Origin of the sequence: Paenibacillus sp. S02 (genome assembly GCF_019454065.1) — a bacterium.
Lineage (GTDB): Bacteria > Bacillota > Bacilli > Paenibacillales > Paenibacillaceae > Paenibacillus > Paenibacillus polymyxa_B.
In genome coordinates, this window is record NZ_CP073682.1 from 1,679,953 (window position 1) to 1,695,843 (window position 15,891).

General features: G+C 46.6%; 9 protein-coding genes and 1 tRNA gene. 9 read left to right on the plus strand and 1 reads right to left on the minus strand.

Annotated features, from left to right (window positions below; genetic code table 11):
* Positions 1 to 292 precede the first annotated feature (292 nt).
* The 7 genes from KAI36_RS07365 (at position 293) to zapA (ending at position 12,334) form a co-directional block, all read left to right on the plus strand.
* Positions 293 to 2,434, plus strand: coding sequence for a putative bifunctional diguanylate cyclase/phosphodiesterase (locus KAI36_RS07365; RefSeq protein WP_220027399.1), 2,142 nt, complete (start codon positions 293 to 295; stop codon positions 2,432 to 2,434).
* Positions 2,435 to 2,541: 107 nt separating this feature from the next.
* Positions 2,542 to 2,612, plus strand: a tRNA-Gly gene (locus tag KAI36_RS07370).
* Between the two features lie 310 nt (positions 2,613 to 2,922).
* Positions 2,923 to 3,924, plus strand: a complete 1,002-nt coding sequence (locus KAI36_RS07375) for a polysaccharide lyase family 1 protein (protein WP_375162981.1) — start codon at positions 2,923 to 2,925, stop codon at positions 3,922 to 3,924.
* A gap of 367 nt (positions 3,925 to 4,291) precedes the next feature.
* Complete coding sequence (gene abc-f, locus KAI36_RS07380) at positions 4,292 to 6,142, plus strand: ribosomal protection-like ABC-F family protein (protein WP_220027401.1); 1,851 nt, start codon at positions 4,292 to 4,294, stop codon at positions 6,140 to 6,142.
* A gap of 450 nt (positions 6,143 to 6,592) precedes the next feature.
* A complete protein-coding gene (pheS, locus tag KAI36_RS07385) occupies positions 6,593 to 7,624 on the plus strand; it encodes a phenylalanine--tRNA ligase subunit alpha (RefSeq protein ID WP_269321413.1) in 1,032 nt (343 codons plus the stop codon).
* 28 nt (positions 7,625 to 7,652) lie between these two features.
* Positions 7,653 to 10,100: a phenylalanine--tRNA ligase subunit beta gene (pheT, locus tag KAI36_RS07390; RefSeq protein ID WP_220027402.1), complete on the plus strand. Its 2,448-nt coding sequence runs from the start codon at positions 7,653 to 7,655 to the stop codon at positions 10,098 to 10,100.
* A gap of 209 nt (positions 10,101 to 10,309) precedes the next feature.
* A complete protein-coding gene (gene zapA, locus KAI36_RS07395; protein ID WP_220027403.1) occupies positions 10,310 to 12,334 on the plus strand; it encodes a cell division protein ZapA in 2,025 nt (674 codons plus the stop codon).
* 151 nt (positions 12,335 to 12,485) lie between these two features.
* Here the strand turns inward: zapA and KAI36_RS07400 are convergent, their stop codons facing one another.
* Positions 12,486 to 12,845, minus strand: a complete 360-nt coding sequence (locus tag KAI36_RS07400) for a phage holin family protein (protein ID WP_023987773.1) — start codon at positions 12,843 to 12,845, stop codon at positions 12,486 to 12,488.
* A gap of 152 nt (positions 12,846 to 12,997) precedes the next feature.
* Between KAI36_RS07400 and KAI36_RS07405 the strand changes: the two genes are divergently transcribed.
* Together KAI36_RS07405 and KAI36_RS07410 are read left to right on the plus strand one after the other, a co-directional pair.
* Positions 12,998 to 15,367, plus strand: coding sequence for an endonuclease MutS2 (locus KAI36_RS07405; protein WP_220027404.1), 2,370 nt, complete (start codon positions 12,998 to 13,000; stop codon positions 15,365 to 15,367).
* Positions 15,368 to 15,425: 58 nt separating this feature from the next.
* Entirely contained in the window at positions 15,426 to 15,839 is a 414-nt protein-coding gene (locus tag KAI36_RS07410) for a DUF350 domain-containing protein (protein ID WP_013309402.1), read from the plus strand.
* Positions 15,840 to 15,891: the final 52 nt, after the last annotated feature.

A 15,891-nucleotide genomic window follows, 5' to 3' on the forward strand; every position in this document is an offset into this window, starting at 1 on the left:
TTGTGCAGCGTTGGGGTATAGGTATCACCTTTTTGGAAAAGGTTGTCTGAAGCGCATAATCTGACAAGATGATGCGCTTTTTTGGTGCTGTAAGCTCGGTTATTTGCGTAAATGCGAAAATTAATTCACGAATTTAAGACAAAAAAATGATTCACCTTTCACAGATTAAATGCTATTATATACCAGAATACAACATTATTTTTGATACTATAGACTTAAACAACGGCTTCCAAAGCTGTCAAACGTCTTAGATGATCGGAATCTCCGATATGCAGGGGGCTGAAGAGGCTGAATGAGTATACGGCTGGAAGTAAAAAAAACGATAGGTATCGGCATTGCTTCGATAGTTTTGTTTGTCTTGGTTCAGTTATTTCACGTAACTTTGAATAAGATATACTCCCATAATGTTTTTTTCTTGTTATATCCGATTGTAGGATTTGCCTGTGCTGCGATTTGTTTTTCTATTTTTTATCAATCCTGGTCCGTTTTACTGGAACAGTTATCTTTGCAGAGGCTTCTTATTGCCCCGACGTTTTTGGTGGCTGGTCTGCTTTACCTTGTTCATATTGTTTCGTTTAGTTTCGTAAGCCTGACGGACTTTGCTTTGTCTCCGGGCATTTCGTTATGGCTGCTATTTGTAAATCGTGCCTTTACCGCTGTCTTGCTCTTATGTGTTTGTTTCCTCCCGTTTAGCAAGACGAAGTCTGAATACAAAACAGTGGCTTTGTGGGCGGGGATAGGCTTCACTTTGCTGATTCTAGGAGTTATTAAGACATTTGGTGCAGGATTACCGGATCTACGTATACGATACGAAATAGGCAACCTGGGCTGGACGTTAAATCTGGCTGTGATGTTACTGCTTGTGCTCACTTTTATTTTCGGGGTGAGAAAATATCGGAAAGCCCGCCCGGCAGAGTTGGGCATGTTGCTTATTATTCGTGGGATTGGGCTGTGTGTTGTGAGTCAGTTGTTCTATTTATTTGCTGAGCAAATGAGCGATATTAATCACCTTCTGGGACTTTTGACCAACGCGATAGCATTTTATAATATGTTGAGCGGGCTGGTTCGGTTGATGGTTCTGGTTCCTTATCGTGAAAAGCAGGCAGCAGAATCTGAGTTTAATCACATTGCTTATAATGATGATATAACAGGACTCCCCAATCGTCGTCGCCTTTCCCAACGCTTAGATAAAATATTGCGCAAATCATTAAAATCGGATGAGACAGTAGCGCTTTTAGTGCTAAATATTGATCGTTTCAAGGCGATTAATGATTCGCTTGGACATATGGCAGGGAATTATTTGCTGTATGCAGTAGGCGAACGCTTGGGGCATTTTAGCCGTGAAGGGGAAGCTGTCTTTAGCATGGGTGGAGATGAATTTGCCTTTCTTCTAACGGGATACGACGATACAGATGCTATGAGAAATCGTATTGATGAAATGGTGAAGCTGTTCGATCAGCCTTTCGATATTGATGGTGAGTCTTATCATGTGACGGTGAGCGTTGGTATAGCTTTATACCCGTTGGATGCGAATCAGAGTGAACAGCTTATTCAGCAGGCGGATACGGCTGTCCATAGTGCCAAAGAGCAGGGAGTGAATTTTCAGCGGTATGCCAGCGCGATGCAGATGCGAGCGCATGAAAGACTCCAGCTGGAAAATGATCTGCGGCGAGCGCTTGAAAATGAGGAATTTTCATTGGTGTATCAACCACGTGTCCACCTGCAAAGTGGCGAGCTCACGAGTTTGGAGGCACTGGTGCGCTGGAATCATCCTCATCGTGGGATGGTGATGCCGGGCGATTTTATTCCGGTGGCTGAAGAAAGTGGTTTAATTGTGCCCTTGGGGGAATGGGTGTTACGGGAGGCTTGTCTACAAAATAAGCAGTGGCAGGAGCTCGGGTACCCACCAATCCCGATTTCGGTCAATTTATCCATGCGCCAATTTCAGCAAAAAAAGCTGGTGGATGTAATTCGGGGCATTTTGACCTATACGGAACTTGAAGCACGCTATCTAGAGCTGGAGATTACCGAAAGTATGACCTTTGATAAGGATCGGGCCTTTGAACAGTTGAAAAAAATAAAGGCTATTGGTGTCGCAATCAGTATTGATGATTTTGGTACTGGCTATAGCTCATTGCATTATTTGAAGAATCTCCCGATTGATCGTCTAAAAATTGACCGTTCCTTTGTAAATGAGGTACTGGTCGACAGCAAAAATGCGGCAATTGTATCTACTATTGCCTCCATGGCTCACCATTTAAAGCTGAAGGTTACGGCTGAAGGGGTGGAAAATGAGGAGCAACTTCATTTTTTGCAGGCACAGAATTGTCATGAGGGTCAGGGATATTACTTTAGTCGTCCCATTCCGGCAGAAGTCTTTGAAAAATTGTTTTTACGTAAACCTATGAATTGGCTGGCTCAGGATAGTATGTAGTATGCTTGCATTTTGCTGAAAGGTAAGTTATACTAAATAACATCCTGATTCAGCTTATTGACGATAGGTTAAGCGTGTCATACATAAGAATCGCGATGTTATAAAATGCGGGTGTAGTTCAATGGTAGAACTTCAGCCTTCCAAGCTGATAGCGTGGGTTCGATTCCCATCACCCGCTTACTGTTTTAAGAAGTTCGGAACCCTTGTGACGCAAGGGTTTTTGTTTTGTTTGGAGCTAGATAAATACATTATAGCCGGGGTGCCAACGGGGTATCACGGCTTTTTTGCGTTCTTACGAACTATTTTTACATTGCTGCACAAAATAAAATATAAAATATTTAGCTTAGATGCTATAAATAAACAGATAAAAAGAACTATTTACCAATTACTAAAAAATAAGTATAGTCGCATTGTTGGGATTTAACTAAAAAAAGGATGGTGTAGCTGCAATGAGGAAATTTTCTTTTCTGTTTTTAGCATTAACTTTGATGCTGTTTACTTTTCCAGCAAGTTCTACGTTCGCCGCTGCTGATTTTCCAAATACGTCGACGAATGGAATGACTGGTTTTGCCGGACAGGCTAAAAGTGAAAATGGAGCTACGAAGTCTGCCACAACGGGGGGAAAAGGTGGTCAGGTCATCTATATCAATAATCTAAACGATTTGAAAAACCAGTTAGGGGATTCAACTCCTAAAATTCTGGTAATCGAAAAAAATATTTCTGCCTCCTCTAAAACCGTGGTCAACATTGGTTCCAACAAATCACTCATTGGTTCTTATGCGCAAAACAAGCTGGTTAACATTCATTTGAAAACAACAAATAATTCGGGGAATGTGATCTTTCAAAATTTAACTTTTGAGCACAGTGCCAACATTAACGGTAACGATGACATCCAACTTTATCTCACGGCAGGTACAAATTATTGGATTGATCATGTTACATTTGCAGGTCACAATTATAATGCGAATGGCTCGGATCTGGACAAACTTTTGTACATAGGTCAATCGGCTGATTATGTAACCATTAGTAACTCCAAATTTGCCAATCATAAATATGGTCTCATTTTGGGATACCCTGATGATGGAAATAAAAATTATGATGGCATGCCCCATATCACGATCGCCAATAATTACTTTGAAAACCTGCTTGTACGTGGCCCAGGACTTATGAGATATGGATATTTCCATGTTAAAAATAATTATATTAATAATTTCCAGCTTGCTTACACCATTGCTACGAATGCAAGAATCTATTCTGAGTACAACTACTTTGGAAAAGGTAGTGAAAAGGGCGGTATTCTTGATGATAAAGCCAATGGCGAGTTTAAAGATGTGGGGAGTTTTCCCGCTATCAACAACCAAAAATCGCGTGTAACCAACTGGAACCCAAGCAAAAACTATAGCTACCAGGTTCAGACTCCTGAATATACTAAAGATTTTGTAACGAAATATGCAGGTTCGTCAAATACTACTTTGGTATTTGGAAAATAACGCGGGTTATTTGCAAATGTGTTGTGATCTGCTATACTGACTGCAAGTAAGTATCCCATGAAAAGGAAGGTAACCATACGTCCGATGAAGTAAGCACACTGATTTTCCCACTTAACTGCACAGTTACTGGCAGGCGGCTGTAAGCTGCAACGGGAGAAGTGTGTCTGAAAATGAATGTAGGGACGTATGCGTTTATTCCGGAACGGGATTTGGCTTATTCGTTTGCGGTGTTCTTTTTCATAAGCGTATGTTCTGAAACGATTCATAACAGTCATTCTATATTCCTTGTATGCAAGCCGCAGCCTTCTGCGGCTTTTTTTATTGCTTCCGGGATCAAAAAACCGGACTGGGAAAGGATGATCGTGGTATGAGAACAATTTTGCGTATTCGCAATGTAGTAAAGGATTGGAACGGGACATCTTTATTTGAGAATGTGTCGTTGGATGTGATGGAAGGAGAACGGCTCGCACTGTTTGGAAGAAATGGAGCAGGTAAAACGACGCTATTGCGAATATTGCTGGGAGATGAAGCACCAACCTCTGGTCAAGTAGAGCATGATTTGCCACTGGAAGAGCGGGGCTGGCTGAAGCAGCAGGATACGGTGGCTTGGTCTCGAACCGCACTGGAGGCCGCACAGCAAGCCAGCCCTCGGCATTGGCGTCTCAAGCAAGCGTTGGGACAGCTGGAAGCTGACCTAGCCGATGCTGGGAAGGATCTGGAGCATCATCTGGAGCGTTACGGCGAGCTGATGGATGAATACGAACGCCTGCAAGGCTTTGCCTGGGAGTCTGAGGTGGAAAAGGCGCTCACTCGAATGGGAATGCCTGTTCAGACGTGGTCCATTGCTTATGGTGACCTGAGTGGCGGACAGAAGACGAGAGTGCGATTGGCCGGACTCATGGTCAGGCAACCGAAGCTGCTGGTGTTGGATGAGCCGACCAACCATTTGGATGCCGAAAGCTTGCTTTGGCTGGAGCAGTGGCTGTCTACCTATCCGGGGACGCTGCTGTTTGTATCGCATGACAGAGCCTTTTTGGATCGGGTGGCTACGAGTATAGTTGAGCTCACATCGACAGGTATTGGGCGTTATAAAGGCGGCTATAAGGAATATAAAGCGCAAAAGGAGCGGGAACTCCGAGAGCAGGAAGCCAGCTATCGGAAGCAGGAGCTGGCGAAACAGGCTCTGGAGGAAACGATTCGAAATTACAGGGAATGGTTTCATCAGGCGCATCGTGGCGCATCCAAGGTTGAGATGGCCGTTACGCAGAGCTTTTATAAGGCCAAGGCTAAAAAAAATATTTCACGTTATCATGCGAAGGAGAAGGAACTGGAGCGACTGGAGGCCAATAGAGTAGAGCAACCGCGTGAGGCTACGTCTTTGCACATGAAATTAAGTGACAGCGGGTTTCAGGCAAAATATTTGCTGCGTGCTGAGCAGGTCGACTTTAGCTACGCCGACCGTATCATTGTGAAGAATCTAAATCTGATCGTTGCACGTGGAGACCGTCTGGCTGTTCGGGGGCCCAATGGAATGGGTAAAACCACGCTGCTTCGGTTATTAACAGGTCAACTGGAGCCGCAGACGGGAAAAATCACAGCCAACCCACAGTTGAACATCGGATATTTTTCACAGGAGTTGGAGCAGCTTCCGGAGGATCAAACGTTGCTGGACAGTCTGCTTGCGCTCCCGACGATGACCCAAACAGAAGCGAGGACGGTATTAGGCTGCTTTCTTTTTGCGAAAGAGGACGTGTTTAAAAGGATCGGGACACTTAGTATGGGAGAAAAATGCAGGGTAGCTTTTCTGCGTCTGTACTTTAGTGGAGCCAATCTGCTGGTGCTGGATGAACCGACGAATTATTTTGACATTGAAACCCGTGAAATTGTAGAGGATTCTTTGCGTAACTATGATGGAGCACTGGTGCTCGTCTCACATGATCGGGAGCTGGTGAGGTGCACGGCAACTCGGTTACTGGATATGAAGCCGGGGGGCGGATATGAAATCTATGAGGGGACAGCCGACGAAAAGCAAGAAGATGAGCGGAGCCGTCAACGGGAGCCAGAAGACCAGGAGCGGCGTGAGGAACGTCTTCGATTACAATTGCGTCTTACAGAGTTGATGGGAATGACGGGCACGAATGACGAAAATGAGAAGTTGTTGAGCGAAATCAGGCGCATTCGTGCAAATCTGGAGCGGTTGGATGATCTCGATATCTAAAGAAATGAAACGTATGCCCTGCTTGCCAAAGCGCGGTAGTTTGCATATAATAATGAACAATAGTTCGAATTTTTGAAAATGTCTTGATGGAGAAGAGTAGACAGTGTCCGATTGAACAGGGAGGAAGCGCCGTAGGATTGAGAGCGTTTCTGCAAATACTGGGCTGTTGAAGTTCGCTCCGGAGCAGTTCCTTGAACCTCAGGCGCCATGTGAATGGCGAATGTGCAAGTAGGGGATACCGGTTCACGACCGTTACAACGTGCAGAGCGAGACAATGATGCATAGCATAAACAATCACCTGTAACTAGTTGCCGTAAGGCAGAACGCCGGGTGAGCTGAGCTTATTGTCTAACGAGGGTGGTACCACGGTCTTTTCGTCCCTTACCGGGAGAAAAGACCTTTTTTTGTTGTCTGAAAAGCTGGATATGAAGAAAGGGGACTGAACAGGCGATGAGCGAAACCATCCAAATGAAGGAACATTTGCTGGCCTTGAAGGAAGAAGCACTGGAAGTATTGGAGAAGGTGGCAACACCCAAGGAGCTGGCTGATTTACGGGTCAAATATTCGGGGAAAAAGGGCGCACTGACTGAAATCTTGCGCGGTATGGGCAAGCTGAGCGCGGAAGAGCGTCCGGTTGTTGGACAGGTAGCCAATGAGGTGCGCGAGGCGATTGAAGAAGTCGTTAACCGTAAGCAGGACGAGTTCACGAAAGCAGAAACGAATGAGCGTCTGCAAGCGGAAAAGATTGACGTTACGCTGCCTGGACGCGCGTTGCCGCAAGGTGGACTGCACCCGCTCAACAAAGTGATTGAGCAAATCGAGGATATTTTTACAGGTATGGGCTATCGAGTGGCTGAAGGTCCACAGGCAGAGACGGATTATTATAACTTCGAAGCATTGAACCTGCCTAAAAATCACCCAGCACGGGATATGCAGGATTCATTTTACCTGACCGAGGATCTGTTGATGCGTACCCATACGTCACCGGTTCAGATTCGCGCGATGGAAGCGATGAAGGGCGAAACGCCTATTAAGGTTATCTGTCCGGGTACGGTTTTCCGACGTGATGATGACGATGCAACGCATTCTTTTCAATTCCACCAAATTGAAGGGCTTGTCATTGGAAAAGACATTCGTATGAGTGATTTGAAAGGAACCTTACTTCAATTTGCACGCGAAATGTTCGGAGAATCGACCGAAATCCGTTTGCGCCCAAGCTTCTTTCCGTTCACAGAGCCGAGTGCTGAAGTAGACGTGACTTTTGTGAAGAAAAATGGCGAACGTGTATGGATCGAAATTTTGGGCTGTGGCATGGTCCATCCGAAAGTGCTGGAGATGGGCGGTTTTGATCCCGAGGTGTACAGCGGCTTTGCATTCGGTATGGGTGTAGAGCGGATTGCTATATTGAAATACGGTATCGACGATATTCGTCATTTTTATAACAGTGACCTGTCGTTCCTGAAACAGTTTGCGCGTCAATAAACAACTATATCAAGGGAAGTGAACCCATATGAAAGTATCATTCGAGTGGCTGTCCGAGTATGTATCGCTGGATCAGGTAAGCGCGGAGGATCTAGCAGAGAAAATCACCCGTTCGGGTATAGAAATTGATGAGGTCGAGCAGCGCAATCAAGGGATTACTGGCGTCGTTGTCGGCTATGTTAAAAGCAAGGAAAAGCATCCAGATGCTGATAAGCTGAATGTATGTATTGTCGATGCAGGTCAGGAGGAAGATCTGCAAATCGTGTGTGGTGCCAAAAACGTGGATGCAGGTCAAAAGGTTCCTGTTGCAGTTGTAGGGGCAAAGTTGCCGGGAGATTTCCACATTAAAAAAGCCAAGCTACGCGGTGTTGTATCCATGGGCATGATCTGCTCGGCCAAAGAACTGGGCATAAATGACAAGCTGCTTCCAAAGGAATTGCAAGAAGGTATTTTGGTGCTGCCTGAGGATGCTGAAATTGGTATGCCAATTACGAAGCTGCTGGCGCTGGATGATCAAGTGCTGGATTTTGATCTGACACCCAACCGTTCGGATTGCCTGAGCATGCACGGAGCAGCATATGAAGTGAGTGCGATTCTGGGACGTGACATTTCGCTGGCTGACCCGGCTAAGGATCTGGTGGAAATTAGCGATGCAGCAGCAGATCATCTGTCCGTGAAGGTAGATACTCCTGAACTGTGTACGCACTATGCGGCCCGTTATATCACAGGTGTAAAAGTGGGGGCTTCCCCGTTATGGATTCAAAACCGTCTGATGGCGGCAGGTGTTCGTCCGATCAACAACATCGTAGATATTACGAACTACGTCATGCTGGAATACGGTCAGCCGTTGCATGCTTTTGATGCGGATAAGCTGGAAAATGGAAATATTGAAGTTCGACTCGCTCGTGCCGGCGAAACATTGATTACACTTGACGATCAGGAGCGTAAGTTGGAGCCGCATATGCTGCTGATTACAGACGGTGTGAAACCAATTGCTTTGGCAGGCGTGATGGGTGGAGCCAACTCCGAGGTTACGGATGCGACGGTCAGCATTGCGCTGGAATCTGCCAAGTTTGACGGCGGTACAGTTCGCAAAACTTCTCGTCAACTTGGACTGCGTTCAGAAGCAAGTCTGCGTTTTGAAAAAGAGGTTGATCCGGGCGCTGTTGTGCCTGCTGTGAATCGTGCAGCTGCGCTGATTCAGCGTTATGCGGGAGGCACTGTACACCAGGGCATCGTAGAATCTGCGTCTGCAAAAGCTGAAAACCGCATTATCAAGCTGTCGCTAGATAAAATAAACCGATATTTGGGAACCGAACTGTCGCTGCTTGAGGTGAAAACGATTTTCGGTAGACTTCATTTCGGATGTGGCGACGCAGAGCAAGGGGTACTGGAAGTTCAAGTTCCTACACGCCGTGGAGATATTACTATTGACGTGGACTTAATCGAAGAGGTAGCTCGTCTGTATGGTTACGACAATATCCCGACCACGCCGATTGAAGGGCCGACAACTCCGGGAGCTTTGACAGCATCGCAATCATTGCGCCGCTCCCTGCGCAGATTGCTGGCTCATGGTGGTTGGCAGGAGACGATCAGTTACTCTTTTGTACATCCGCAAAGTACGGGGTTATTTAATGCCCTGACAGAAGGTAGCCATCCGGTACGTTTGGCTATGCCTATGAGCGAAGACCGTAGTGTTTTGCGTACGAGTATCATTCCACAGATGCTGGATACAGCAGTGTACAACATGAATCGCAAGCAAGACAATCTGGCGATTTTTGAGATGGGAACGGTATTTTATACAGAGGAACAAACATTAACCCGTCAGCCGCAGGAAATTCAAGTGCTTAGTCTACTGCTGACTGGGGTACGCCGTGAAAAACAATGGAATATTGGTGCTGAAAAGGTTGATTTCTTTGATATTAAAGGCGCGCTTGAAACGGTGTTTGACTATTTCGGGTTGAGTGCCAGCATTCGTTATGTGGCTGACCAACCGCAAAGCTACCATCCGGGCCGTTCCGCTTCGGTATGGCTGGATGTGAATGGAAACTCCCAACGGATCGGTACCATTGGGCAGATTCATCCGGAGCTGCAACAATCTTATGGGCTGAATGATACGTATGTAGCGGAAATTGCGTTGCAACAGGTCGTTGAACACGCAAACTCTCATATTCAGTTCAGAGAGCTGGCTCGCTTCCCGTCCGTGGAACGTGACATCGCCCTCGTGGTGAATAAAGACGTTGAGGCAGGCGAACTGCTTCGTGTTATTCACGCAGCAGGTGGAGAGCTATTGCAGGATGCACGAGTGTTTGATGTATTTACAGGCAGTAAGCTTGGTGAAGATAAGAAGAGCGTAGCTATCTCTCTGACCTATCGTCATTGGGAACATACGTTGACGGATGAAGAGATCAATGCGGCGCATACTCCTGTCGTTACGTCTCTGGAACAAACTTTTGGAGCGGAATTGAGAAAGTAGCAGGAAATGCGGGAAGCCGTATCGAATCTTAGTGACAGAGGTTCGATACGGCTTTTTGGCCTATCATCATAGAAGCTCTCTTACTCTGATATTTACCCGCTGCGGGGAAGCCGGACTAATAAGGTTGAACGCTTCACGGAAGGCGGGTTACCATAGTACCGGACACACCTTAGAATCAACATACAGTAGTATTGAAGGAGGGCATAATTGTGACTACACCAGATCGTACTCGCGTCACTGTAGAGATCTACGGTACTTCTTATAAACTCGTCGGCAGCAATACCGATTATATGAAGCAGGTTGCTAATTACGTGGATGAGCGTATGCACAGCATTTCTCAAGCTCATTCGCGTCTGGATATGCCCCGAATTGCCGTGCTGGCTGCGGTTCATATGGCAGAGGAAGCTGTACAAATCCAGGAAATTCAGAGTCATATGAACCGCTTAGCAGCGGAACGAGCAGAGCTCCGGGGAGATCTGGCGCAACTCCAGACGGCTCTAGGGGAACAGCAGCAAAAAAATACAGATATGCATCAATCTCTTATTCAACTAAAGGAAGAAAAGGAAGCAACGCAGAAGAAGCTGATGGAAACCGAATCTGTATCAGCCAAGGAGATTGCCCAATTGAAGGCAAAGCTGGAACAGCAGGAGAAAAAAGCGGCTGAACTTGAAAATGGACAAAAACAAGCTAAACGTGAATTAGAGGAGTCTCGTCAAGAAGCTTCTCGCAAGCTGAAAGAGCAGCAGGAGGCGGCCAATGCTCGTATCCGGCAGATAGAAGAGCAGATGAAGAAGGAAGTGGCTGAAGCGGCTAAGCAGGCTGAAGCCAAGCTGTCAGCTGCAGAGAAGACTCATCAGGAGCAAAAGCGTACAGAACTGGACAAGCTGCGATCTGCTTTGCAGCAAGAGCATAGTAAGAAGGTAAGCGAATGGCAGACCAAGTGCTCCGGGCTGAATGAGCGGCTGGAGCAGGAACGTAAACAGGCTGAATTGGCGTTGAATGAAGAAAAGCTCCAGCATCAAGAAGCACAGAAACGAGCTGATGAAGCTGCACTGGAGCAGGAGATTCGGGTTGAGGAGCTTCAGGAACAATTAGAACAAGTACAGGCAGGCAGTACAGAGCTTTCTTCTCGTCTGGGAGAGGCTCAAGAGCAAGCAAGAGTACTGAAGCAACAACAGTCCGAGCTGGAGTCTGTGCTAGCCGCACAGAGACAGGTTGCGATAGAGCGAGAGCAGGCAGATACGCTTGCGCGTGAAGAACTGCAAAGCCGATATGATCAATTAGAAGCTGAAGCCAAGGCTGCGCAGCAGCAGACGGCTAAGCTGGAGGAAGAACAGCGGCGGATGCAGAAGCTGCTGGAGCAAGCTCACGTATCTTCTCGCAAGCTGCAAAGTGAGCTGGCAACGCTAGCTGAAAGCGAGAAGTCATGGAAGAAACTTGCAGAAGAACGCCAGTTGGCAGTTGATGAGCTGGAGCTCTCCCTGCTGGAAGCGCGTGAACAGAAGGAATCGATACAGGAGCAATTACAGCACGCAGCGGCTGAGCTCGAAGCTATTAATGATAAATTTGCTTCACAACAGCAACGGCTAGTTCAACTCGAAGCGAGAATCAAGGAGCTTTCACCTGAGCTGATTCGTGTTCAGGATGAGCTTGAGAAAGCCAAAGTCCGAGAGCAAGAGGGAGCGAAGGCGTATCAATCGCTTCAGGAGCAATATGGAAGCATGAAGAGCCGAGCTGGACAGCTGGAGCAAAATATCAAGCAGCTTCAACAGGAAGATCACGAACGGCGGAGTAAGCTGGAACGTGCTGAGGAAGAATCTCTGGAGTGGCAACTTAAATATGATCAGTTGAAGGCAGAAGCGGAACGTCTGGAAGCTGAAGATGCTGCCCGTAAGGAAGAATTTGCATCTTGGGAACGTGAAATAGCGGTAACAGTTGAACAAAAGGAACAGCTTCAGGAGGAGACTCGTTTGGCGGTTGAAGCTGCCAAAACGGCGAAAGCTGAACAGCAGTCCATAGAGCAGGAACGAATGGCCTTGCAGTCTGAATTGGACGAAGTGGGTCAAAAATATGAAATGGCGGCGCATCAGCTTCGTTTGTTACAAGTACAACAGGACGTAGATCGGGAAAATACGGAGAAGATTTCTACAGAATTACGTCAATTACAGGAAGAATACACTAAGCTTCAAACGGAGTACAATGAATGGATTGAACTTATCGAACAGGATCAGTAGATACGGATTATAAATGTAAGGCAATCCCCGGCTGCTCATCGCCGGGGATTGTTTGCTTATTGTATCCACTCAGAAGTGTTTATGACAAAAAGCTGTCCTTTGGCAGACGAAATCTGCTTCGGGACAGCTTTGCCGGGAGTGTCTACTGAAATTATTTCCCGTCTTTGCGACCGGCTTCAAACGGTGTCGATACCGGAATGAACAGGTCGATAATCCCAATAACCAATGCAGCGAGCAATGCGCCCAGAACGGAAACACTGACATTGGTCACCACATACTGAGCGATCCAGATAACCAGAGCGCTCACTAGAAAACCTACGATACCGCGTCCAAATGGAGAAACGCGTCGGCCGAACACTGCCTCGATGATGTAACCAACCAAGGCAATGACAATGGCAAGAATCAGCGCGCTCCAAAAGCCGCCTACACTAAATCCGGGAACGATCCAGCTTACGACCATCAGCACCAGAGCGGCAACGATGAAACGTACAATGTGCCCGAGAATGCTCACGGAATAACCTCCTTTGTTTTTTGAATTTACAGGGTTAGACAAAGGTTAGTGTGTGGCATGAAGAGCTTTCTTATGTGTAAAACAGAGTTGGCAAATAGCGTAAGTTTGCTGCTTTCGGTATAATATAGATATAAGTGAAAGGAGTAGTGAAGTTGGACTCTAAAATTTTCAAAACCCTTGAATATCAAAAAATTCTAAATAAACTAAGTCACTATGCCCAAACGGCAACGGGACAACAGACAGCCCTTCGATTACAGCCCAGCGATGATTTGGAGCATATCAAGAAAATGCTAAAAGGCACGGATGAGGCCTACGCTGCTGATCGCCTCAAAGGAGTGCCTTCATTTAACGGAGTAGTGGATATCACTCCGGCGGTGAAGCGTGCTCGTATTGGTGGAACGTTAAGCCCGCAGGAGTTGCTTGGCATTCGGACAACAGTTCAGGCCGCACGCCGTATACAGGTATACGTGACAAGTTTGCATGAGGAAAATCCTGTCGAAACATTGCTGTATTGGAGTGAGCAGCTTTCGGAGCAGAGAGGTTTGGAAAACTCCATTAAAGGCTGTATTGACGAAAATGCAGAGGTGCTGGATTCTGCCAGCACAGAGCTTTCTCAAATCCGTCGGGAGCTGCGCTCGGGAGAAGTGCGTATTCGTGAAAAGCTGGATTCCATGATTCGTTCCTCAACTGTCTCCAAAATGCTTCAAGATCAGTTGATTACGATTCGCGGAGATCGGTTTGTGATCCCGGTTAAGGCCGAATACCGTTCTTATTTTGGCGGAATTGTTCATGATCAATCCGGGTCTGGTGCAACATTGTTTATCGAGCCTGAATCCATTGTAGCCATGAACAATAAGCTGAGGGAAACAAGGCTGAGAGAAGAGCGTGAAATTGAAGTCATTTTACAAAAGCTGACCGCACTCGTCGCAGAACAAGCAGATATGTTGCTGTATGATGTGGACATTTTGGGCAATCTTGATTTTATTTTTGCAAAAGCGCGTCTCGCCCGTGAAATGAAGGCAACCTTGCCTTTAATGAATGATCGCGGATATTTGAAGCTGAAAAAGGGCAGACATCCTCTAATTCCGTTGGAGCAGGTTGTTCCCATTGATGTGGAGTTAGGAAATTCATACACCTCTATTATCGTTACCGGACCGAACACAGGGGGGAAAACCGTTACTCTGAAAACCATCGGTGTGCTTAGTTTGATGGCGATGTCTGGACTGTTTGTACCTGTTGAGGATGAAAGTCAGCTGTGTGTATTTGATGCAATCTATGCCGATATTGGTGACGAGCAGAGTATTGAGCAAAACTTGAGTACATTTTCCAGTCACATGACCAATATCATTAGCATCCTGAAAAATATGACGCCAAAAAGTCTTGTATTGCTTGACGAAGTGGGGGCAGGAACGGACCCCGCGGAAGGTTCGGCTCTGGCTGTATCTATTTTGGAGCATATACATGCCATGGGTTGCCGCATGGTTGCGACGACTCACTATAGTGAATTGAAGGCGTATGCCTATGAGCGCAAAGGAATTATTAATGCAAGCATGGAGTTTGATGTCGCTACATTAAGCCCGACTTACCGCCTTCTGGTCGGTGTACCCGGACGAAGTAATGCATTTGCCATTGCCGAGCGATTGGGATTGCCAGGGCGTATTTTAGACTATGCCCGTGGTGAGGTAACGGAAGAAGACCAGCGCGTTGAGCACATGATCGCGTCACTGGAGCAGAACCGTTTGACAGCTGAGCAAGAACGGGAAAAAGCGGAGCAGCTGCGTAAGGAAATGGAAGCATTGCGTAGCCGTCATCAAACGGAGTTGGATAAGCTGGAGTCCCAACGGGACCGTATGCTGGAAAAAGCTGAGGACGAAGCAAGAGTTCTCGTGGATAAGGCTCGTAGTGAAGCAGAGAAAATCATTACTGATTTGCGTAAATTGGCTCAGGAAGAAGGGGCCTCGGTTAAGGAGCATAAGCTGATTGCAGCTCGCAGAGAACTGGATGAGGCTGAACCGAAGCAACGCAAAAAAAGTGCCGTCAAACGTCCGGCTGCTACGCGTACTCGTTCTATCATGGCTGGCGATGAAGTATCCGTCCACAGTCTGAATAAAAAAGGCCACGTGGTTGAACTGTCCGGTACCAAGGAAGCTGTGGTTCAACTGGGAATCATGAAGATGAAAGTCAGTCTGGATGATCTGGAACTACTGCAACCTGCCCAAACAACGACTCCAAGAGTTCAAAAACCAGTGACTGGCGTTAAGCGGACACGGGATGATAACGTACGAAGTGAACTTGATCTTCGGGGGGCGAACGTGGAGGAAGCCTTGATGGAAGTGGACCGTTTCATGGATGAAGCGTTTCTGGCCAATCTGGGTCAGGTACACATTATACATGGCAAAGGTACAGGTGTCCTGAGAACCGGTATTCAGGAGTACCTGCGCAAGCATAAGCATGTGAAAAGCTACCGTATCGGTAATTACAATGAAGGCGGCACAGGCGTAACAGTTGCTGAATTGGAATAGCTATGGGTTGCCGGTTTTGCCCGGGAACGCTTGGTAGAACGGGAGGGACGAAGTGAAGATGGCGATTGATGAATTGCTGTCACATCCGTTGGGGATGATGCTGGGTTATTTCTCGGTGGCGGTGCTGGAGCTAATTGTATTTTTGTCGTGTTTTGAGCTGGTAACCCGCTATAAATGCTGGGAAGAGATCAAGCGCGGTAATGTTTCGGTAGCCATGGCTACGGGAGGGAAAATGTTCGGTATTTGCAACGTACTCCGCTTTGCAATGGAAGCCAAATCCAGTGTGTATGATACGATGATTTGGTCGTTCGTTGGCTTTTTACTGCTACTTGCGGCGTACTTTCTTTTTGAGTTTCTGACACCGGTATTTTCTATCGATCAACAGATTAAAGAGGACAATCGTGCTGTTGGCTTGTTCTCCATGATTATTTCTATATCTTTATCTTATGTGATCGGTGCCAGTGTAACTTGACACATCTTGTATACTAGAGCTTGGTATACGCTTGGAACGGAAGGATGATAAA